The following is a 19825-nucleotide window of genomic DNA, read 5'->3' on the forward strand; positions in this document are numbered from 1 at the left end:
GACATTCATTAGGATGGCGCTCATGAATGTCTGTCTCAGCTTCTCTTCTTAAATATTATGACTTGTAAATTAAACGTTTTATTTTTGGTTTTTGAAGCGCTCAACATCACGTGCAATAACTAATTCTTCATCTGTAGGAATAACAAGTACTTTCACCTTAGCAGCATCACTTGAGATGATACCTTCAGCTCCACGTACATTTTTTTCCGGTAAAATATCACAACCAAACCACGATAGACCTGAAATAACAGCTTCGCGCACCTCATCAGAATTTTCTCCGATGCCAGCTGTGAAAATAATCGCATCCGCACCATTTAAAACAGCAAAATATTGACCGATATGTTTTTGAATGCGATCAACAAAAATGTCAAAAGCCAGTTTACAATTATGATTGCCTTCATGCATTCCTGCAATAATGTCGCGCATATCACTTGATGTTTCAGATACTCCTAGAAGCCCAGACTGTTTGTTTAAAATATAATTGATGTCTTCTGGTGTATTAAAATCTTCTGTATGCTCTATCAAATAAGGAATAATCGCCGGATCAATATCCCCTGTGCGAGTTCCCATCATCACGCCACCTAGCGGAGTAAAGCCCATTGAAGTATCTACAGAAATTCCTTGATCAACCGCTGTAATGGAAGCACCATTCCCAATATGGCAAGTAATTAGCTTCAACTCTTCAAGTGGCTTTCCAAGTGCCTTTGCTGCTTCCTTGGTAACATACTGATGACTTGTACCATGCGCTCCATATTTACGCACTTTATTTTCGGTATAATATTTAGTTGGCAATGGATAGCGGTAGGCTTTTTCTGGCATTGTTGTATGGAAAGATGTGTCAAATACAACAACACTTGTAATATCCGGCAACAATTCTTTAAAGGCACGAATTCCTGCTGCATTCGCTTTGTTATGAAGTGGTGCAAGAAGTGCTAATTCTTCTACTTTTTGAATCACCTCTTCGCTATCAACAAGTGCAGATTCTTTGAAGTATTCACCACCTGCCACGACACGATGACCAACACCCGTGATTTCATCATAGGATTTGATAATACCAAAGCGCATCAAGTCATCTAACAAAATTTTTACAGCTTGTGTGTGGTCATCAATATCCAAAATTTGCTTTTCTGCACGACTGCCAAATTTCACTGTTGAAATGGAGTCTTTGAGACCAATCCGTTCAATCAGTCCTTTGGCAATGACCTTTTCAGCTGGCATTTCGTATAATTGCCATTTTAAACTAGAACTTCCGGCATTGATTGAAATTGTTTTTGACATAAATTACCTCTTTTAAGCGTTTTCATTTATTATATCAAAAACTTGTTTAAATTTCACTTTCTCTGCTCCAATTTTGAAACTTTTCGCTAAATTCCAATAAATCGTTCTGATCTTGCAAATCGGACAAAGCATAAACAAACGGTTGAACAGCTTGTTCTTCTTGCTTTTTCAGCACAAAAATTGTCTTGGCATAAGCGGCATTTCCAAAGAGTGCTTCTGGCAATGCAATCATCGCAACTATCTGGGCATGCTTTTGTAGCCAAGTTTTCAGCAAATCACTTTGCGAACTAGTCAATAAATCATTCGGTGCAAGGAAAATAGCATAACCGCCTGATTTGAGATACTTGAGCGATTGCTCCATTAACAGATGATGAGCATAAGTATGCTCCTCTGTACTAGCCACTTCATAGCGCGCCGCAATGCTATCATCAGGATAAAAGCCAACTGGTAAATCGCTAATAATCACATCGCTTTCTTTCAATACCTGCGGACGCACTGCGTCGCCTTGTACAAAACTGACCTTTGCGTCCATCACATCTGCGATACTGGCTGATATATCAATTAACAGATCGTCCAATTCTAGCCCTAGATAATCCACGTTTTTTTGTGTATTATTGAGAATCGTCTCAGCTAAATTCCCCATTCCACTACCAATTTCTAAAATATCAATGTGTTCTTTTTTACTCAATTGATCAATGAGAAAGGTTAAGATAAATCCAATAGAATCTGGAGTAAATTGATGATTGGCTTGTAAAGGCTCTGTTTGAGCTGCTTTCATCAGCAAAAACTGGTAGGCTCGTCGCCATTCTTCTTTACTTAATTTCAACGCTTTCAGTTTTTCATTGTTCTGCCGAACACTATCTAGTTCAATATCCCCGTCCAGATAGCTGCCATTTTGCTCTATCAAAGCATCATAAAAGCTCGTTAAAAGATCATTTTGGATTTCTTGGACATTTTCTAACAAGAGCGTATAGGCCTGTTCAATTTTTTCAAAATTCATAGCATCCTCCGCTCCCTATCATACCAAAATTTAGCTTTTTTTGCGAGTGTACTCTGTTACATACACACCATTTATTTATTCAATTTTTTATCCATCTGCTTTACTTTTTCGGTCGGAAAGGAAAATTGATAACAGCGACCAGTCTTCATTGTTACTGTCAAGATGAGCTCTTTCTCACTCTTTTGGTCTTGGACATACCCTTTATCAAATTCCCTTTGCTTAGAATTTTCGTTGGCTAGAAGAGCCATTGCATAAGCCTGTGTTCGTTCTCGGTTTAGGGTGAAATTCCTATGATTAGCAGTTTGACGATGAAGGTAAAATTGTAAAAGCAAGCTAAAAACTGCCGCCATAAAGAGGGCATAGAGCATAATGCCCGCTTTAACTTTCTGTTTCCACACGATAGACAAACTCCCTTTCCAATCCTCGCCTAAACGTCAGTCTGACATGAATCAGCTCATTTTTCTGTGAGATTTCTGCTTTTTTCACATCATAAACCATCGGCTGGTAACCTTTCCCATTCGCATTGGTTTTTCTAAAATCCTGTCCACTTGACTTTCCAAATGCAATCACCTTGCTGTCCTGTTTCATATATAAACGATTATTCTCCACCTTTTCAAATGAAGAACGAGCCAACTCTGCTTCTAGTTGATCAGCAAACAAAAGCCATTCTCGTTGTTCACTATGTTGCCGAGCTTGAACTTCAAAAGCCAGAAGACGCGTCATTGACTGAAAAAGCAGCACACTTCCGCTGAGTACAAATAAGGCAATCAGAGCCTCTAAAAGGGTAAAAGCTTTCACTTTATTTGCCTTGAACACCGAGAATCAGCTCCTTCCCATGATAAATTTGAATACCTTGTTGACTTGTTTCAACACGCACTTCAATACCGTTCATTGTCAAATGGCTTTGCTTTGTCTGCAAAGCCATTTTAGCTACCCTTAAAACTTCTTCTTCTCTAAGCAAGTCATTTTCTGCTTTTCGAGACTGGTGAATTTGTCCCAACAACAGGGTCACAATTGTCGCAAAAACAGCCAAAGCCAGCAGCGCCTCTAATAAAATTGTTCCTCTAACGCGTTGTTTTCTTAAATTTTCCATTTCCTAGATATAATTGATACGTAACTGTCTGCTTTTTTGTCTGAAAGACAATCTTTCCGAGCGATGAATTACCACCTGCCTTATCAAAATGAAGCGTCAAATCTTCTGGCGCTTGAATCGAATGAGGAACCGCCAAATGGTTGTAACCATTGGAAATCCTCTCGCGAGAAAAATTCATGTCCAATTGACTTTGAGCTGAACTACTCAACTTCTGACTTTCCCGATAAAAATGCTCAAACTCCAGAAAGAAAATCTGCTCTTCCACCTGTTCAAAAGAAGAACGAACAGAGCCCGACACAGCAAGCAATAAGAAACTCGTTATAAATAAAGTCAGTAAACTTTCCAAAAGCGTAAATCCCTTAATCTGCAACGGAACGAGCTTCTTTTGTATGTTTCGCATAGTAAGCCTTATAAGATGCCGCTTGCTTGTCTGTAATCGTGCCTTCGTTGACTAATTTTGAGAGTGTCGCTTTTTCATTAGTGTGATTGACCTCAAACAGCTCCGCTTGGCTTTCCACAACTTTTACCACCGCTGCATTTCCTTTTTCTGTCACCGCTTCTTTTTGCTTGGTCAAATTCGGTACAAATAAGAGCATCAAAACACTGATGATAAGGAGCACGACTAACATCTCTACTAAAGTAAAACCTTTAACCTTCAATCTTTTTAATTTTTTCATAATTGAACCTCCATATTTTGATAAATTGGCAGCAACATGGCTGCATACAGCAATACAATCATTAAAGCCACAAAGACAAACACTAGTGGTTGGATGACATTCATCGCTTGGTGAACACGTTTAAAAAATGTCTCCCATGTTTTTTGAGCATAAACTTCTAATTCACGCCCCAATCTAGACTTCACTTCGCCGTATTCGATCATCAAGCCCAATTCCTTTTTAAAAAATGGGTATGTTTTAACCCTTTGCGAAAATTCCTGACCATTTTGCAGTGCAACTTCTAAATCTTTCCCAATTTCTTGAAACATAGCAGAGCGTTGTCCTTGCATCATCTGAAAAATCTGACTAAGTTCTAAACCTTGACCAATCATATTCCCCCATTCTCTCGCATAATAAGCTGTCAAATACGTTTGAATAAAAGCACCAAAAAAAGGAAGGCGAGCCAACAAACGAAATGCTGCTATTTTGGAGCTTTTCTGAAACCAATAAAAACCTATCACGAACAAAACAAGGACTACTCCTAATGAACCCAGAAAAAGTTGCGGCAAATTACTGATAATCTGAGTTGCTATATTTTGACGATCGAGTTGCGGGAGTAAATAATTACGTAATCCCAGCATAATGAATATCAAAAAAACAAACAAAATAAAGGGATAAGTCGCCACTTCAACCAACTTCTTCTTAATTTTTGAGATATTTTCCAAGTATTCCTCAATCTTACTCAGGCTGAGTGAGAGATTTCCGTGTAATTCTGCCAGCGAAAGCTGTGTCACCACGTTATCTGAAAAACCTAAGCTTGCCATAATGTCCGAAAAAGGCTTTCCTGTTGACAACCCCTCTTTCATCCTGTCCACATAGACTTCTTCTAACAAGGCACTTCGCTTCAAAAAGTCGATAATTTCTGCCAAATGAAAGCCACTAGAAAAAAGATTATTCAGTAACTCTACGACCTTTTTCTGCTTAACTGTGGATAATTTTTTCCGCTTCTGCTTGTTCAAGATTGATATGTCCTGCTGCATGAAGCTGATCAATCTGTCGATTCCAGTCGCTTGGCTCGTGTTCTTGATACTTTTCACTGACAAAATCCACTATTCCTCCTTTTGCAATTAAACGTTGGTAACAAATCCCTTGCAAGACAATTTTCAGCTCGGCTTCTGTCACTCCCAATTCCAACAACCGTTCATAGACACCTCGTACGCTTTTAGCATGAATGGTTGAAAAGACAGTCACTCCTGTCAAGCTAGCTCGGACAACAGCCCGTGCTGTCTCCCCATCTCGAATTTCTCCGATGATTAGCAAATCCGGTCGGTGCCGTAGAGAAAGTTTAATCAAATTTTCATAAGTCAAACCAATCGCTTCATTTAATTGCAACTGTAACATGCTAGGCTGCTTGATTTCAACAGGGTCTTCAATGGACATGATTTGCTGACCAGCAAAGCGCTCTTGGGCAAGTTGGTGCATGAGAGTCGTTTTTCCACTCCCTACTGGTCCCGAAAAAAGATAAAGTCCGCGTTGTTTGAAGCGTTCTTTGAGCTCTGGGATTTGAGCAAACCAAAACTTCAACTCTGCCTCTTCATCATGCAATAAACGAATCACCAGACTTTCATATCCACGATAATCCCCTACTGTTGACAGTCGTATTGACGTTTTCTTATCACCATATTGATAATCACAAGATCCTAGCTGGCTTCTACGTTTTTCGCCGACATTCATCCCAGCGGTAAACTTGAAATGACTAATTACTGCTGCCATCTCTTCAAATGCATACTGTTGGATAAAACGCCGTTCATCGCCAATTCGCATGTATAGCTTATACATATTCTCCTTTGGAACAACGTAAATATCCTGTGCCTGCTCTTTTTTAGCTTGGCAAATAATAGCCTGTGCAATGTTTTGAACCATATCTCCTCCTCACTTTATACTATTCGCAGAAGAAAATAAAAAATGGTGAAAAAATCACCATTTTGCAAATTATTTAAATGTTAGAGAGCAGGCACGATGTTCCTCTTCACTATTTTGTTTATTGTAACCCGGTTGCATTTTTTCTTTGGAAATAACAGTATCATTTTCTAACAGAGCCAGAGAATGATACTGCTGAACAGAGTCGCCACATTCCTCGCACCAACGCAAATCTCCTGCATCCCAAAAAATAGACATCAAATCACTTCGACTTTTATAGAAAGGAAAAGAATCTGCCAACTTCAGCCATTGGCGTTTATAATATTTTAAAGCAGCATAATAGTTATCAAAATGCTGTACTGATACGATATTAGCTTCCCAGCCGTCGAAAAACCACCACGGTTCATCTTTGCCATACATTTCAATAACACGATACACCTGCTTCACCTCCCTTTGTTCTGTTTATTATACCGAAAATGTCATAATTTTCAATAAATATGCTCCATTATACCAGTTTTTTCGCCATTTGCTCAAAACTGTAGAAAAAAGTGGCATTATTCTGATTAGTCGTTTTTCATTCATCAAGAAAACGAGACTTTTTCTAAGCCTCGTTTCCAATTTATTAATACAAATCAAGGTAGTTGTCTACTTCCCATTGGGAAACGAAAGTGGCATAACTTGCCCATTCGATGCGTTTTGCTTCTACAAAGCTTGTATAAATATGGTTCCCAAGTGCAGCTTTTACAACTTCATCTTCTGTCAGTGCTTTCACCGCATTATGTAGAGTAGAAGGAAGGTCTGTAATACCCGCTTCTTTGCGCTCTTCTGCTGTCATGACATAGATATTTTCTTCAATCGGAGCAGGTGCTTCAATTTTATTTTCAACCCCATGAAGTCCAACTTCAAGAAGAACCGCCATAGCAATATAAGGATTAGCCATTGGGTCAACAGAGCGCAATTCCAAACGAGTTCCCATACCGCGTGAAGCTGGCACGCGAACAAGTGGAGAACGATTTCGTCCTGCCCAAGCAACATACACAGGAGCTTCATACCCCGGAACCAAACGTTTGTAAGAATTGACAGTTGGGTTCATGATAGCTGTATAATTGTAAGCATGCTTAATTAAGCCACCAAGAAAATAGTACGCTGTTTCTGATAATTGCATACCATTTGGATCTTCCGGATCAAAAAATGCATTCTGACCATCTTGATTAAAGAGCGACATGTTACAGTGCATACCTGAACCGGCAATACCAAATTTTGGTTTCGCCATAAAAGTAGCGTACAAGCCATGCTTGCGAGCAATTGTCTTAACAACTAGCTTAAACAACTGAATCTTATCACAGGCACGGAGCACTTCATCGTATTTAAAGTCAATTTCGTGCTGACCAATAGCTACTTCATGGTGACTGGCTTCTACTTCAAATCCCATTGTTGTAAGAACATTGACGATTTCACGGCGTGTATTGTCAGCCAGATCAGTCGGCGCAAGGTCAAAATAGCCGCCCTTATCATTTACCTCAAGAGTTGGATCGCCATTCTCATCAAGTTTAAATAAGAAAAATTCTGGCTCAGGACCTAAATTAAAGGATTTGAATCCTAATTCTTCCATGTGACGTAAAGCGCGTTTTAAATTTCCACGTGGATCTCCTTTAAAAGGCGTTCCTTCCGTCGTATAGACATCGCAAATCAGTCCTGCGACACTTCCGTTTTCGTCTCCCCAAGGGAAAACCGTCCATGTATCCAAGTCAGGATAAAGGTACATATCTGACTCATTGATACGCACAAAACCTTCAATGGAAGAACCATCAAACATTACTTTATTTGACAAAACTTTATTCAGCTGTTCATCGGTCGCTGGAATTTCAACGTTTTTCATTGTTCCCAGAACGTCTGAAAACATCAAACGGATAAAGGTAACATTTTTTTCTTTCACTTCGCGACGAATGTCAGCTACTGTAATTGACATGAGTATCTCCTTATAAAATTTTAAAAATTAATATTGGTCAATGCATACGACCAAATGGTGGAAGGGAAGAAGCAAAGCGACCTTGTTGTAAAATGTCTTTATGAAGGGCTCGACGAACGTCTTTCTCACTCACCGGCTTCTTGTATTTCGCTTCGCGCTCGGCGTATTTTCGCTTAATCGCAGCAATATTGTAACCTTCTGAAATGTAATCTTTAATCTCCAACAAGCGATCCATATCATTTAATGAATACATGCGGCGATTTCCTTCATTTCGATCAGGCTTAATCAATTCTTGATCTTCATAATAACGAATCTGACGTGCTGTCAAATCCGTCAATTTCATAACGCTACCAATGGGAAAAACAGCCATATTGCGACGAAATTCTTTTTCCTTCATTGCAAATTCCTTTCTTATGCTCTATTATAATCTGAAAAAATTTCTACGTCAAGAACTAATGTTATATTTTCTAACATTATTCTTCGCTTTTTAATTTCAATACTTTCCGCAAGCGATCCACATCAGAATTGACCAGCATGGCAACGAAAACCCCCATGAACGTCTCAAAGACACGTGCAAATACATACAAAACTGTCTCTCCCGTGGGAATAGATAAAGTAATAATCAGCATGGCAGAAACACCACCAATCACTCCCGCTTTGTTGTTCATAGCGACATTTGTCATAATCGTTAACATCGTACAAAGAGGAACAACCAGTAAGGTCACCCAAAACTGCTCATGAAACAGGTTATTGATGAGAAAGAAGAGCAAGGCATACAAACCACCAATACTATTTCCTAAAATACGAGAGGTTCCAAAATGGACGCTCTTATCAAAATCTTCGCGCAAACTGAAAACAGCTGTCAGAGCACCAATCTGTAACCCTTTCCAGCCAAAAAGCCCAAAGACAAGCAGAACAATAAAAACCGCGACCCCCGTTTTAAAGGTTCGCATTCCTAATTTAAATTTCGACTTATCAAACTTATACTTCTTAAAATAACCCATTCACGCATTTCCTTTTATCTTTATTCTAACATATTTTAGAGAAAAGATAATGAACTTTCTTATGGAATTATATTTTTCCAATAAAAAAAGTGGAACAACTAACTATTCCACTTTCATTATTTAATGATTTCTATGTATAGGAAAAGTTTATCAATAAGGGTAAATATAAGTTACCTTTCCATAAAATATTGTAGGGTCAAACCAACCACGGTAATTGTTAACTTGTTTTTGACCTTTGTAATTTGACTCCAGCACTTGAATTGCGCGATTATTTGCCACAGCTGTTACATAGGCTACATGTCCAAATTGACCGCCATCCCAAACAGCAATGGCTCCAACTTGAGGAGTTGTTCCTATACGAAAGCCTGAGTATGCAGCATTGGTAGCCCAATCTTTTGCATTTCCCCACCAATTACTAGCCCAAGGTGCCAATGTTTTTACACCCCAAGTGCATTGACCAACTGGATAAGAGTTTCCTGTTGCTGTAGTCGTATTTAGTACCACATCCTCTGTATCAGAACTTGGACCTGCACTTGTAGCAGTTGGTTGTGCTACTGCATTTGTCTGACTAACAGTAGTAGCCATTGGGCCATTTACTTGTAACGTATCTCCAGGAAGGATAGTATCGTAAATTATTTTTCCATTTTTTGCCGCTAAATCATAGGGACTCATTCCAAATTTTGTCGCAATATCATAAAATGAATCACCATATTGAACTGTATAGGCATCTGCTTTAGCTGTGTTTTTACTTACTATCAACAATAAAACAGCTGCTGAGAGCCCAACTGTAAACTTGCCTATATGGGGATACTTAGATAATTGACTGACTTTCATAACCTTCTCCTTTTTCTATTTCCTATCCTATATTACTATATAATTATTGCATAAATTTTAATCCTATATTTTGAAATCATTACAAAAAATAAGGTTAAAAGACAGAAGCTTAAAATCTATCTTTTAGCCTTATTAAAATAGCCATAAATTAACGGAAAATCTCAAGTCAATCCAACCAAAACTTAGTCATTCTCCTCTGTTTTCCGTTTTAACTGTCCTAAGCCTAAAACACTTAACAATGCAGCTACTCCCAAGTAAGGCATATAGCTCACACTCGTTCCTGTTCTTGGAAGGCTTGGAACAGCTAAAGCATGAAGTGCCTGCTTCGGTTTAGCTGGAGTTGATGGGGTTGATGGGGTTGGAGTTTTCGGTTTTGGTGTCGTTGTACGAACTGTATTAGATGCGTAAGTCACACCATTAACCGTATTTACATAGGTATTTTCAAAAGTACCAACTGCAATCCGTTTCATTTGGACATAGCTTTCGGCTTGGAAAGCTGAATCAACTGAAACAGAGCGTAAGAAATCTTCCTTGAATTTAATCGTAATGATTCCTTTAACTGAATCAACTTCTGCTTCCGTATACTTCGTTAAATCATCACCTGATTTGATAACTGTTCCATCTTTAAGAGTCATATCAACCTTGGCAAAGACCTTATACTGACCAGTATATTGATCGCCTGTTTGATCATAATCATCAGAGAAACTGTATTCAAAGAGCTCTTCTGAATGATTTGAAGGAATGATACCACCGATTAAACGGTAATTAAAGACTGTATTTAACGGAAGTGTTTGACCATCCACATTGTTGGTGTCTGCGGGATCCAATGTTAAAGTGACATCCTTTTTAGGATCAATTTTAGGAACATTATTCGTGACAATATTGGATTCATAACCATTACCAAAGTCAATTTGGTAAGCTCGGTTTTCATAGCTGCCACCTGTTTGACCCATTTGTGCTTTCACCACCATTGGAGAGACAAGCGTCAAATTGATGCCTGTTTTAACATAAGTATCATAAAACGCTTGTGGATCATCTGCCGTAAAGACTTGGAAAGCACCTTTAGGATGAATACGGGCTTTGGTAAGCATATCTTTAACTGCTTGAGGTGCAGTCTCCACACTCTTATAATGAGCGACGCTGACACCTGTTACAGGATTTCCATTAGCATCTTTCATCGCCACTAAATCCTGACGTAAATCCAGTGCTTCTTCTGGATAATCATCAACATAATAGAACCCTTTTTGAATGGTATCCGCTGACGATTTGTCTCCTTTGTATTGATCCAAATCCCAAGTCAGCTCATAATAATTAGTTGATCCTGCAAGAACAGTCTTCCCATCAATCACCACACCGTCTTTGTTCTTGTTTACTTTACTTGGTTTGATGTAGTTGTTACTTGGATTATCCGGATCGTTTGGTTTGCCCGGTGTTGTCACACGAACGATATTGGATTTAATTCCATGAGCATCATTGACTGTTAGCGTGAAGTTATTTTTATAAGTTGCACCATCATTAAGGACTTGTCCCACTACGGTCGGATAAACCGTTGCTACTGACTTGGTCAGATCCGCATTAAAAGCAGCCAAAGTTTGTGCAGTTGCTTTGAAGGTAACTGTATTCGTCGCTGAATCATAGCTAACATCAAAGCCAGGACTAGCTACTTTCGTTGCCTCAAGATCCAATTGATAGCCAGAGGGTAATGGATCGACTAAAACAAAGGAAGTCGTCTTATCCCGTCCAGCTGGTAGATCGGCTGTCTTCAACTGAAACTTAACGATAGACTGTTTAGCTACCAGCGTTTTATCAATATTCGCATCATTATTATTTTTAATTTCTTTATTGACTTGTGGCTGTACGGCTAACTTAAAGTAATGGTAGTGAACAGTCGGTACAGCCAGAGCCGGAGGCGTCTTCTTATAGACAGGATTTGCTGGCGGTGTTGGTAACACCTCATAAGTTGGTTCAGCAGGTTTGTTTGGTTCTGGTTGATCTGGTGTTGGGGTTGGCGGTGTTGGCTCTGCTTCATAACTTGGCGCAACAGGAGCCGGCTCTAATGGTTTTTCGGTCTCATAAGTTGGCTCTGTCGGCTTATTGGGCTCTTCCTGATCCGGAGTTCTGGTTGGCGGTGTTGGTTCTGCTTCATAAGTCGGAGCTACTGGAGCCGGCTCTAATGGTTTTTCGGCCTCATAAGTTGGCTCTGTCGGCTTATTGGGCTCTTCCTGATCCGGAGTTCTGGTTGGCGGTGTTGGCTTTGCTTCATAGGTCGGAGCTACTGGATCTGGCTCTAATGGTTTCTCGGTCTCATAGGTTGGTTGAGCGGGAGATGTTGGTTCCACCGGTGGTGTTGGTTTTTCCTTGGTCACCTTAGGAACATTAACCGCACGAATCTTACCATTGAGGGAGTACCAAATATTTGGTTTTTTCCCTTCTGTATTGTCTTTTCCGTTGACTTTAGGCATTTCAGAAACGGACATTACATTTGTTGCGGAGGTTGCACCTACTGTAACTTTGTTATTAGACCCAGACATCTTAATAGCACCTGCACCATACCAGGAGTTAGGGGCATCTGAAGTATCCCAACCAGAACCTGATTGACTGTTCTTATACATAGTCCAACGGGCACCGCCTTCACCCTGTTTAAAGTTTAGGGTATCCGTTGCATAAATCATACCATTTTTCTCACCAATAGATGACCCTGAAATTTTAACGAATTTACCTGTATAATCTTTAGCCATTTCAATAGAATTATGTTCACGATTAAGAGAAGCTACTGATAGCAGGGCATTGTCAAAGTTGATCGGATTTCCCTCTTCGTCATAAAAAGTAAATTCATTTTTAATGAAGATGGAAGTATTTTGCTCTACCTGACCAGTATAAGCGGAAGCAAAAACACCTAAAGTTGGATCGGTGAAAATACCTAACCAAACCTTTTGACCCTTAAATTTTGATTCAGGGTCTACTGTATACTTGTAAACAATTTTAGAAATCTTTTTACCATTATAGTAGGAATTTTGAAGATTAGTATAGGTTGCCGTAGCACTTTGACCGCGCTCTAAGAGTACAGAACCCCACTTTGCCACACCAGAACTGCTGACTGTTGTAGTCCAACCTGCTTTAGTGCCAAAATTACCATAAAGCTCCATAGATGAAGCCACATCATCAGCCTGCTCTAAGTTGCTTATATCTAAATCATCTAACTGCAGGATCTTTTGATCATATTTTCCTTTTGACGTACTTTTGCTAAATGCATCATCTACAGCAGAAGCCTTAAGGAACTTCCCATCTGTTGTCAAAGATAGATTTGCATTTGGTTCAAGATCGTAGACCAAGCTTTGAGCAGAAGGTTCAGTTAAGTTCCCATCTTCATTTTTATGTTTTTCTAGTTCAGCTAGCGCTGCCTTAATAGCTGCCTGTTCATCTTCATAGGCTTTGAGCTTGCTTGGATATTCAGCTAGATCTTTTTGATATTTAGCAAGATCCGCTTGGTATTGAGCTAATTTAGCTTCATAATCTGCTTTTGCGATTGTATTGCGCTGTTTGATGGCTTTGTTTTCTGCTGTAATCGCTGCATTGGCCACTGTATTTTCTGCTACTGCTTTTTCATAGGCAGCCTTAGCTTCGGCATTGGCTTTTTGAACACGAGCCAGCTCTGTTTGATAAGCTGCCAGCTTGGCTTGGTAATCTGCTTCGTTATCGGCATTAGCTTTTTTCACCGCAGCTAAATCCGCTTGATATTGAGCTAATTTAGCTTCATAATCTGCTTTTGCGATTGTATTGCGCTGTTTGATGGCTTTGTTTTCTGCTGTAATCGCTGCATTGGCCACTGTATTTTCTGCTACTGCTTTTTCATAGGCAGCCTTAGCTTCGGCATTGGCTTTTTGAACACGAGCCAGATCTGTTTGATAAGCTGCCAGCTTGGCTTGGTAATCTGCTTCGTTATCGGCATTAGCTTTTCGGATAGCCGCTAAATCAGCTTGATATTGGGCTAATTTAGCTGCGTATTCAGCTTTTGCTGTTGCATTGCGCTGTTTGATGGCTTCGTTTTCTGCTGTAATCGCTGCATTGGCTGCTGTATTTTCTGCTACTGCTTTTTCATAGGCAGCCTTAGCTTCGGCATTGGCTTTTTGAACACGTTCTAATTCTGCTCGATAGGCGGCTAATTGGGTTTGATAATCTGCTTCGTTATCGGCATTAGCTTTTCGGATAGCCGCTAAATCAGCTTGATATTGGGCTAATTTAGCTGCGTATTCAGCTTTTGCTGCTGCGTTGGCGGCATTAATCCGTTCAACCTCTGCTTTGTGAGCAGCCATATCCTTCTCATATTGTTCTTTAGTTGCTTGATTTTCAGCGTTGATCTTAGAAACTTCTGCTTCATGAGCGGCTACATCCGACTTATATTGATCTGTCGTTTTCTTGATGTCTTCAGCTTGTTTGGCATAGTCTTCTTTAATTTCAGTTTCTTTTTGATCCGCCTCTTGAGCTGTTTTTACCGTCCCTTTATCAACAGTTTCATCTTGGACAACATTAACACCAGCAGCTTGAGCATTATTTATTGCTTGATTAACATCAGTTTTAGGCACTTCTACTGGCATGGAGCCATTTGACTCTCCAGCTTGTTTTTGACTCTGTTCTGCTTCATTGCTCGCATTTCCTTGAGCATCTGGCAAATTAGTGGCTGGATTGCCTGTTTGGGTTCCAACCACAGCTGTGGTATCTACTTTACTTGTCGTTGTTGTCGTTTCATCAGCAAAAACATGTTGTCCTGCCATAGAAACCGCTGCTACGGTCCCTAGAACAGCGCCACAAAGCGTTTTGCTAATTTTACTTTTACGAAAACCAAATACTTCTCTTTTTTGCATTTTTCTTCCTTATTTCAAATTATTAGATTGTTCAAATTACTTTAAATTTGACACTTATTATATTTTAGCAACTTTTCAAAACATTTACAAGTGTGTAGCACACTCTTTCAATCCTTTACTTATTTTATTTCAAAACCGTGAATACAGCAAATTAAAATACAGAAACTAGCTAGTTTATTTACAAAATATAAAAAAGGCGGAAAAACCGCCTTCTGTTAAAATTATTTTTCGGTAAGTGCTGCAAGTCCTGGTAACTCTTTACCTTCGAGAAGCTCCATGCTAGCGCCGCCACCTGTAGAGATCCATGAAAACTTGTCTGCTCGACCAAGATTGATAGCTGCAGCAGCTGAGTCACCACCACCGATGATAGATTTCACGCCTGGTTGTTTCACGATAGCGTCCATGACACCGATTGTACCAGCTTGGAAGTCAGGATTTTCAAAGACACCCATTGGACCATTCCAAACAACTGTTTTCGCACCAGTCAATTCTTGGTCAAATTTAGCGATTGATTTAGGACCGATATCAAGTCCAAGGAAACCAGGGTCTACTGCTTCACCTTCAGTATCTTTTACTTCAGTGTAGTCCGCAAAAGCATTGGCTTCTTTCGAGTCAACTGGCAAAATCAATTTACCGTTTGCTTTTTCAAGCAGAGCTTTCGCAACCTCCAACTTATCTTCTTCTACAAGTGAGTTACCGATTTCGATACCTTGTGCTTTGTAGAAAGTATAAGTCATACCACCACCGATAAGGACTTTATCAGCTTTTTCAAGAAGATTTTCGATAACACCAATCTTGTCTGATACTTTAGAACCACCTAGGATTGCTACAAATGGACGAACTGGATTTTCAACAGCTTCTTTGATATAAGCAATTTCGTTTTCAAGAAGGAAACCTGCAACTGCTTTGTCCACATTAGCAGAAATACCAACATTTGAAGCGTGAGCACGATGAGCTGTACCAAATGCATCATTTACAAAGATACCGTCTCCAAGGCTTGCCCAATATTTACCAAGTTCTGGATCGTTTTTAGATTCTTTCTTGCCGTCAACATCTTCAAAACGAGTGTTTTCAACAAGAAGAACTTCACCGTCTTTAAGGGCATTGATCGCTGCTTCAAGCTCTGCTCCACGAGTTACTCCTGGAAGGAAAGCAACATCTTGACCTAATTTTTTAGCTAAATCAGCCGCAACTGGTGCAAGAGATTTTCCTTCTTTATCAGCTTCTTCTTTCACACGTCCAAGGTGAGAAAAAAGAATAGCACGTCCACCATGTTCAAGGATATACTTGATTGTTGGAAGAGCAGCTGAGATACGGTTGTCATTTGTGATAGCTCCGTCTTTAAGCGGCACATTGAAATCAACGCGAACAAGGACTTTTTTGCCTTTCAATTCAACGTCTTTAACAGTAAGTTTTGCCATGTTACAAAAACTCCTTTTTCTATTTTATACGAAACTATTATATCATATTTTCTAAAAGTTTTCTTGATATAAGGAAAGTTTTCACAAAATAATTTTGAACATAAAAAGAGCCGAGAAGGCTCGACTCTTTATTATTCTACTGGAGTTGTTTCTTCCACAGGTTCTGTTACAGTTGTATCTTCGATAATTTCGACTTCATTGACAGCTTGTGGTTCAAGGTTACGGTAACGAGCCATACCTGTACCAGCTGGGATGATTTTACCAATGATAACATTTTCTTTGAGACCAAGCAAGTGGTCTTTCTTACCACGGATAGCCGCGTCTGTGAGGACACGAGTGGTTTCTTGGAAGGAAGCCGCTGACAAGAAACTATTTGTTTCAAGAGATGCTTTAGTAATTCCCATGAGGACTGGGCGAGCAGTCGCAGGAACTCCTCCAGAGATGACCACATCACGGTTAGCATCGGTAAAGTCTGTGATATCCATGAGTGTACCCATGAGAAGGTCTGTATCTCCTGGATCCATGACACGCACTTTGCGAATCATTTGACGAACCATTACCTCGATGTGCTTGTCACCGATTTCTACCCCTTGGCTGCGGTAAACTTTTTGTACTTCAGCAAGCAAGTAAGTTTCAACAGACAAGACATCACGAACAGCCAGCAAGTGCTTAGGCTGGATAGAACCTTCTGTCAGAGCAGCGCCACGAGAGATTTTATCCCCTACTGCTACTTTCATACGAGCTGTAAATGGTACTACATATTCCCCTTCACCAGTTGCCCCTTTAACAAAGACTTTCTTAGTCCGAGTAGAAGCATCTTCTTCAATCGCGGTCACTTCACCTTTGACTTCAGTAATAACTGCTTCCCCTTTCGGATTGCGGGCTTCAAAGATTTCTTGGACACGAGGAAGACCTTGTGTGATATCGGTATTAGACGCAACACCACCCGTGTGGAAAGTACGCATTGTAAGCTGTGTACCAGGTTCACCGATAGATTGGGCGGCAATCGTTCCGACTGCTTCACCGACTTCAACCGCATCGCCCGTTGCCAAGTTGATACCGTAACAACGACGACAAACCCCATGACGTGTATTACATGTAAAGACAGAACGAATAGTGACTTCTTCGACACCAGCGCTAACAATCTCATGCGCCATATCTTCTGTAATCAATACATCGGGACCAACGATGATTTCGCCTGTTTCAGGATGTTTAACTGATTTCTTCGTATAACGACCAATCAAGCGTTCTTCTAATGGCTCAATCATTTCCTTACCATCAGTAATTGAGCGGATAACAAGACCACGATCGGTTCCACAGTCGTCTTCACGGATAATCACATCTTGCGCCACATCAACCAAACGGCGAGTCAGATAACCTGAGTCAGCTGTTTTAAGGGCTGTATCAGTCATCCCTTTACGAGCACCGTGAGTAGAGAAGAACATTTCCAAAACAGACAAACCTTCACGGAAGTTAGATAGAATAGGCAATTCCATGATGCGGCCATTAGGAGCGGCCATCAAACCACGCATACCAGCAAGTTGTGAGAAGTTAGAAATGTTACCACGGGCTCCAGAATCCATCATCATAACGATTGGATTCTTAGGATCTTGGTTGGCAACCAAACGTTTTTCCAATTTTTCACGAGCTGCACGCCATTCAGCAGTAACTGCATTGTAGCGTTCATCGTCTGTAATCATACCACGACGGAATTGTTTGGTAATTTGTTCCACACGTTTATGAGACTCTTCGATAATTTCTGCCTTATCTTCAACGACCGGAATATCAGCAATCCCTACTGTCAAGCCTGCTAACGTTGAATGGTGATAGCCGAGATCTTTCAGACGGTCAAGGAAAGCAGATGTTTCAGTTGTACGGAAGCGTTTGAAGATTTCAGCGATGATATTTCCAAGATTTTTCTTCTTGAATGGCACATTTAATTCCAGCTTACTGATAGCTGCTTTGACATCTTGACCAGGTTCTAAGAAATACTTAGCTGGCACACCTTCTGCCATGTTTGAGGCATTTGGCTCTTGCAAATATGGTAATTCATCTGGCATGATATCATTGAAAAGAATCTTACCCACTGTTGTCAAGAGGATCTTGTGTTTTTGATTTTCTGTCCATGGTTTGTTTAAACTATCCGTCGCAATCCCAACACGCGTATGTAAGTGAACATAGCCATTACGGAGAGCCATTACAGCTTCATCACGGTCTTTAAAGACCATTCCTTCTCCTTCACGACCAGCTTCTTCCATAGTCAGATAGTAGTTCCCCAAGACCATATCCTGTGAAGGGGTTACTACTGGCTTCCCGTCTTTTGGATTGAGGATGTGCTCAGCTGCCAGCATGAGAATCCGTGCTTCTGCTTGGGCTTCTTCTGACAAGGGCACGTGGATCGCCATTTGGTCTCCATCAAAGTCGGCATTATAAGCTTCACACACAAGTGGGTGCAAACGAAGAGCTTTTCCGTCAATCAAAACTGGCTCAAACGCTTGAATTCCTAATCTGTGAAGCGTCGGTGCGCGGTTAAGGAGTACTGGGTGTTCTTTAATCACATCTTCTAAAATATCCCAGATGCGTTCATCATTCCGTTCTACCAAGCGCTTAGCAGCTTTGACATTTTGCACAATATCACGCGCGACAATTTCACGCATGACAAATGGTTTGAAGAGTTCAATAGCCATTTCACGTGGCACACCACATTGGTACATCTTGAGTGTCGGACCAACTGCAATAACCGAACGTCCTGAGAAGTCAACCCGTTTACCCAGCAAGTTTTGACGGAAACGTCCTTGTTTCCCTTTGAGCATGTGACTCAATGATTTGAGCGGGCGGCTTCCTGGTCCAGTAATAGGACGACCACGACGACCATTGTCAATCAAAGCATCAACCGCTTCTTGCAACATCCGCTTTTCATTTTGCACGATGATTCCAGGAGCATTTAGTTCCAAAAGACGTGCCAAACGATTATTCCGATTGATAACACGACGGTAAAGGTCATTTAGGTCAGAAGAGGCAAAGCGTCCACCATCCAACTGAAGCATTGGACGTAAGTCTGGCGGAATAACTGGCAAGATGTTTAAGACCATCCATTCTGGCTTGTTACCAGATTTTTGGAAGGCATCTAAAACATCCAAACGACGAATGGCCTTGACACGTTTTTGTCCAGTTGCCGTTTTTAATTCATCTTTGAGCTCTGCAATTTCTTTTTCCAGATCTACTTGTTTCAAGAGATCTTGAATTGCTTCAGCACCCATTTTTGCAACAAAGGAGCCTTGACCATATTCACGTAAGCGTTCACGATATTCCCGCTCTGTCATAATGGATTTGTGCTCAAGTGGCGTATCTTTTGGATCAATCACCACATAAGCTGCAAAATAGATGACTTCCTCAAGGGCACGAGGGCTCATGTCCAAGGTCAGACCCATACGGCTTGGGATTCCTTTAAAATACCAAATATGAGAGACAGGTGCCTTTAACTCAATATGTCCCATGCGTTCACGACGAACTTTGGTACGAGTTACTTCAACACCACAACGATCACAAATGATTCCTTTATAACGAATCCGTTTATATTTTCCACACGCACATTCCCAGTCTTTCGTAGGACCAAAGATGACTTCATCAAAAAGCCCTTCGCGTTCTGGTTTTAGTGTGCGGTAGTTAATTGTTTCAGGTTTCTTCACTTCCCCATAAGACCAAGAGCGGACTTTACTAGGAGAAGCTAGGGTGATTTGCATACTTTGAAAACGATTTACATCAACCACTATTTCTTACCTTTCTTT

General features: G+C 40.4%; 17 protein-coding genes. All 17 read right to left on the reverse strand.

Going from position 1 to position 19825, the window contains the following annotated elements; all coding sequences use genetic code 11:
• Window positions 1-78: 78 nt before the first annotated feature.
• Window positions 79-1278 carry an acetate kinase gene (locus RG565_RS06290; protein WP_247937365.1) on the reverse strand — a complete coding sequence of 400 codons (1200 nt, stop codon included), beginning with the start codon at window positions 1276-1278 and terminating at the stop codon, window positions 79-81.
• A 46-nt stretch (window positions 1279-1324) separates the two neighbouring features.
• Complete coding sequence (locus tag RG565_RS06295; protein WP_247937366.1) at window positions 1325-2278, reverse strand: class I SAM-dependent methyltransferase; 954 nt, start codon at window positions 2276-2278, stop codon at window positions 1325-1327.
• A 71-nt stretch (window positions 2279-2349) separates the two neighbouring features.
• Window positions 2350-2676 carry a competence type IV pilus minor pilin ComGG gene (gene comGG / locus RG565_RS06300; RefSeq protein WP_268732165.1) on the reverse strand — a complete coding sequence of 109 codons (327 nt, stop codon included), beginning with the start codon at window positions 2674-2676 and terminating at the stop codon, window positions 2350-2352.
• On the reverse strand, window positions 2657-3094 hold the full coding sequence (comGF, locus tag RG565_RS06305) for a competence type IV pilus minor pilin ComGF (protein ID WP_247937367.1): 438 nt from the start codon (window positions 3092-3094) through the stop codon (window positions 2657-2659). Before comGF ends, comGG begins: the two co-directional genes overlap by 20 nt.
• Window positions 3078-3371, reverse strand: a complete 294-nt coding sequence (gene comGE, locus RG565_RS06310; RefSeq protein ID WP_049517016.1) for a competence type IV pilus minor pilin ComGE — start codon at window positions 3369-3371, stop codon at window positions 3078-3080. The genes comGF and comGE overlap by 17 nt, the downstream gene beginning before the upstream one ends.
• Entirely contained in the window at window positions 3343-3771 is a 429-nt protein-coding gene (comGD, locus tag RG565_RS06315; RefSeq protein WP_247937368.1) for a competence type IV pilus minor pilin ComGD, read from the reverse strand. The genes comGE and comGD overlap by 29 nt, the downstream gene beginning before the upstream one ends.
• Window positions 3731-4048, reverse strand: a complete 318-nt coding sequence (gene comGC / locus RG565_RS06320; protein WP_247937369.1) for a competence type IV pilus major pilin ComGC — start codon at window positions 4046-4048, stop codon at window positions 3731-3733. The genes comGD and comGC overlap by 41 nt, the downstream gene beginning before the upstream one ends.
• Window positions 4045-5067 carry a competence type IV pilus assembly protein ComGB gene (gene comGB, locus RG565_RS06325; protein WP_247937370.1) on the reverse strand — a complete coding sequence of 341 codons (1023 nt, stop codon included), beginning with the start codon at window positions 5065-5067 and terminating at the stop codon, window positions 4045-4047. The genes comGC and comGB overlap by 4 nt, the downstream gene beginning before the upstream one ends.
• Window positions 5009-5950 (reverse strand): competence type IV pilus ATPase ComGA, encoded by a 942-nt coding sequence (gene comGA / locus RG565_RS06330; RefSeq protein WP_247937371.1) that lies wholly within the window; start codon window positions 5948-5950, stop codon window positions 5009-5011. The genes comGB and comGA overlap by 59 nt, the downstream gene beginning before the upstream one ends.
• A gap of 69 nt (window positions 5951-6019) precedes the next feature.
• Entirely contained in the window at window positions 6020-6385 is a 366-nt protein-coding gene (locus RG565_RS06335) for a DUF1033 family protein (protein WP_247937372.1), read from the reverse strand.
• A 184-nt stretch (window positions 6386-6569) separates the two neighbouring features.
• A complete protein-coding gene (gene glnA, locus RG565_RS06340) occupies window positions 6570-7916 on the reverse strand; it encodes a type I glutamate--ammonia ligase (RefSeq protein WP_247937373.1) in 1347 nt (448 codons plus the stop codon).
• Between the two features lie 37 nt (window positions 7917-7953).
• Window positions 7954-8313: a MerR family transcriptional regulator gene (locus RG565_RS06345; RefSeq protein ID WP_003028467.1), complete on the reverse strand. Its 360-nt coding sequence runs from the start codon at window positions 8311-8313 to the stop codon at window positions 7954-7956.
• Between the two features lie 76 nt (window positions 8314-8389).
• Window positions 8390-8920 (reverse strand): aromatic acid exporter family protein, encoded by a 531-nt coding sequence (locus tag RG565_RS06350; RefSeq protein WP_003028466.1) that lies wholly within the window; start codon window positions 8918-8920, stop codon window positions 8390-8392.
• 150 nt (window positions 8921-9070) lie between these two features.
• A complete protein-coding gene (locus RG565_RS06355) occupies window positions 9071-9754 on the reverse strand; it encodes a CHAP domain-containing protein (protein WP_247937374.1) in 684 nt (227 codons plus the stop codon).
• A gap of 182 nt (window positions 9755-9936) precedes the next feature.
• Entirely contained in the window at window positions 9937-14616 is a 4680-nt protein-coding gene (locus RG565_RS06360; protein WP_308937460.1) for an antigen I/II family LPXTG-anchored adhesin, read from the reverse strand.
• A gap of 221 nt (window positions 14617-14837) precedes the next feature.
• Window positions 14838-16037, reverse strand: coding sequence for a phosphoglycerate kinase (locus RG565_RS06365; RefSeq protein WP_049533568.1), 1200 nt, complete (start codon window positions 16035-16037; stop codon window positions 14838-14840).
• 131 nt (window positions 16038-16168) lie between these two features.
• On the reverse strand, window positions 16169-19807 hold the full coding sequence (gene rpoC, locus RG565_RS06370) for a DNA-directed RNA polymerase subunit beta' (RefSeq protein ID WP_049533567.1): 3639 nt from the start codon (window positions 19805-19807) through the stop codon (window positions 16169-16171).
• Window positions 19808-19825: the final 18 nt, after the last annotated feature.

This window comes from Streptococcus sp. IsoGale021 (genome assembly GCF_031142795.1).
Taxonomy (GTDB): domain Bacteria; phylum Bacillota; class Bacilli; order Lactobacillales; family Streptococcaceae; genus Streptococcus; species Streptococcus hominis.

Bases quoted from the DNA above. Each gene is read 5' to 3' on its own strand.
- RG565_RS06290 (WP_247937365.1), bottom strand. From the start codon at position 1,278: ATGTCAAAAACAATTTCAATCAATGCCGGAAGTTCTAGTTTAAAATGG.
- RG565_RS06295 (WP_247937366.1), bottom strand. From the start codon at position 2,278: ATGAATTTTGAAAAAATTGAACAGGCCTATACGCTCTTGTTAGAAAAT.
- comGE (WP_049517016.1), bottom strand. From the start codon at position 3,371: ATGGAAAATTTAAGAAAACAACGCGTTAGAGGAACAATTTTATTAGAG.
- comGD (WP_247937368.1), bottom strand. From the start codon at position 3,771: ATGCGAAACATACAAAAGAAGCTCGTTCCGTTGCAGATTAAGGGATTT.
- comGC (WP_247937369.1), bottom strand. From the start codon at position 4,048: ATGAAAAAATTAAAAAGATTGAAGGTTAAAGGTTTTACTTTAGTAGAG.
- comGB (WP_247937370.1), bottom strand. From the start codon at position 5,067: ATGCAGCAGGACATATCAATCTTGAACAAGCAGAAGCGGAAAAAATTA.
- comGA (WP_247937371.1), bottom strand. From the start codon at position 5,950: ATGGTTCAAAACATTGCACAGGCTATTATTTGCCAAGCTAAAAAAGAG.
- glnA (WP_247937373.1), bottom strand. From the start codon at position 7,916: ATGTCAATTACAGTAGCTGACATTCGTCGCGAAGTGAAAGAAAAAAAT.
- RG565_RS06345 (WP_003028467.1), bottom strand. From the start codon at position 8,313: ATGAAGGAAAAAGAATTTCGTCGCAATATGGCTGTTTTTCCCATTGGT.
- RG565_RS06350 (WP_003028466.1), bottom strand. From the start codon at position 8,920: ATGGGTTATTTTAAGAAGTATAAGTTTGATAAGTCGAAATTTAAATTA.
- RG565_RS06355 (WP_247937374.1), bottom strand. From the start codon at position 9,754: ATGAAAGTCAGTCAATTATCTAAGTATCCCCATATAGGCAAGTTTACA.
- RG565_RS06360 (WP_308937460.1), bottom strand. From the start codon at position 14,616: ATGCAAAAAAGAGAAGTATTTGGTTTTCGTAAAAGTAAAATTAGCAAA.
- RG565_RS06365 (WP_049533568.1), bottom strand. From the start codon at position 16,037: ATGGCAAAACTTACTGTTAAAGACGTTGAATTGAAAGGCAAAAAAGTC.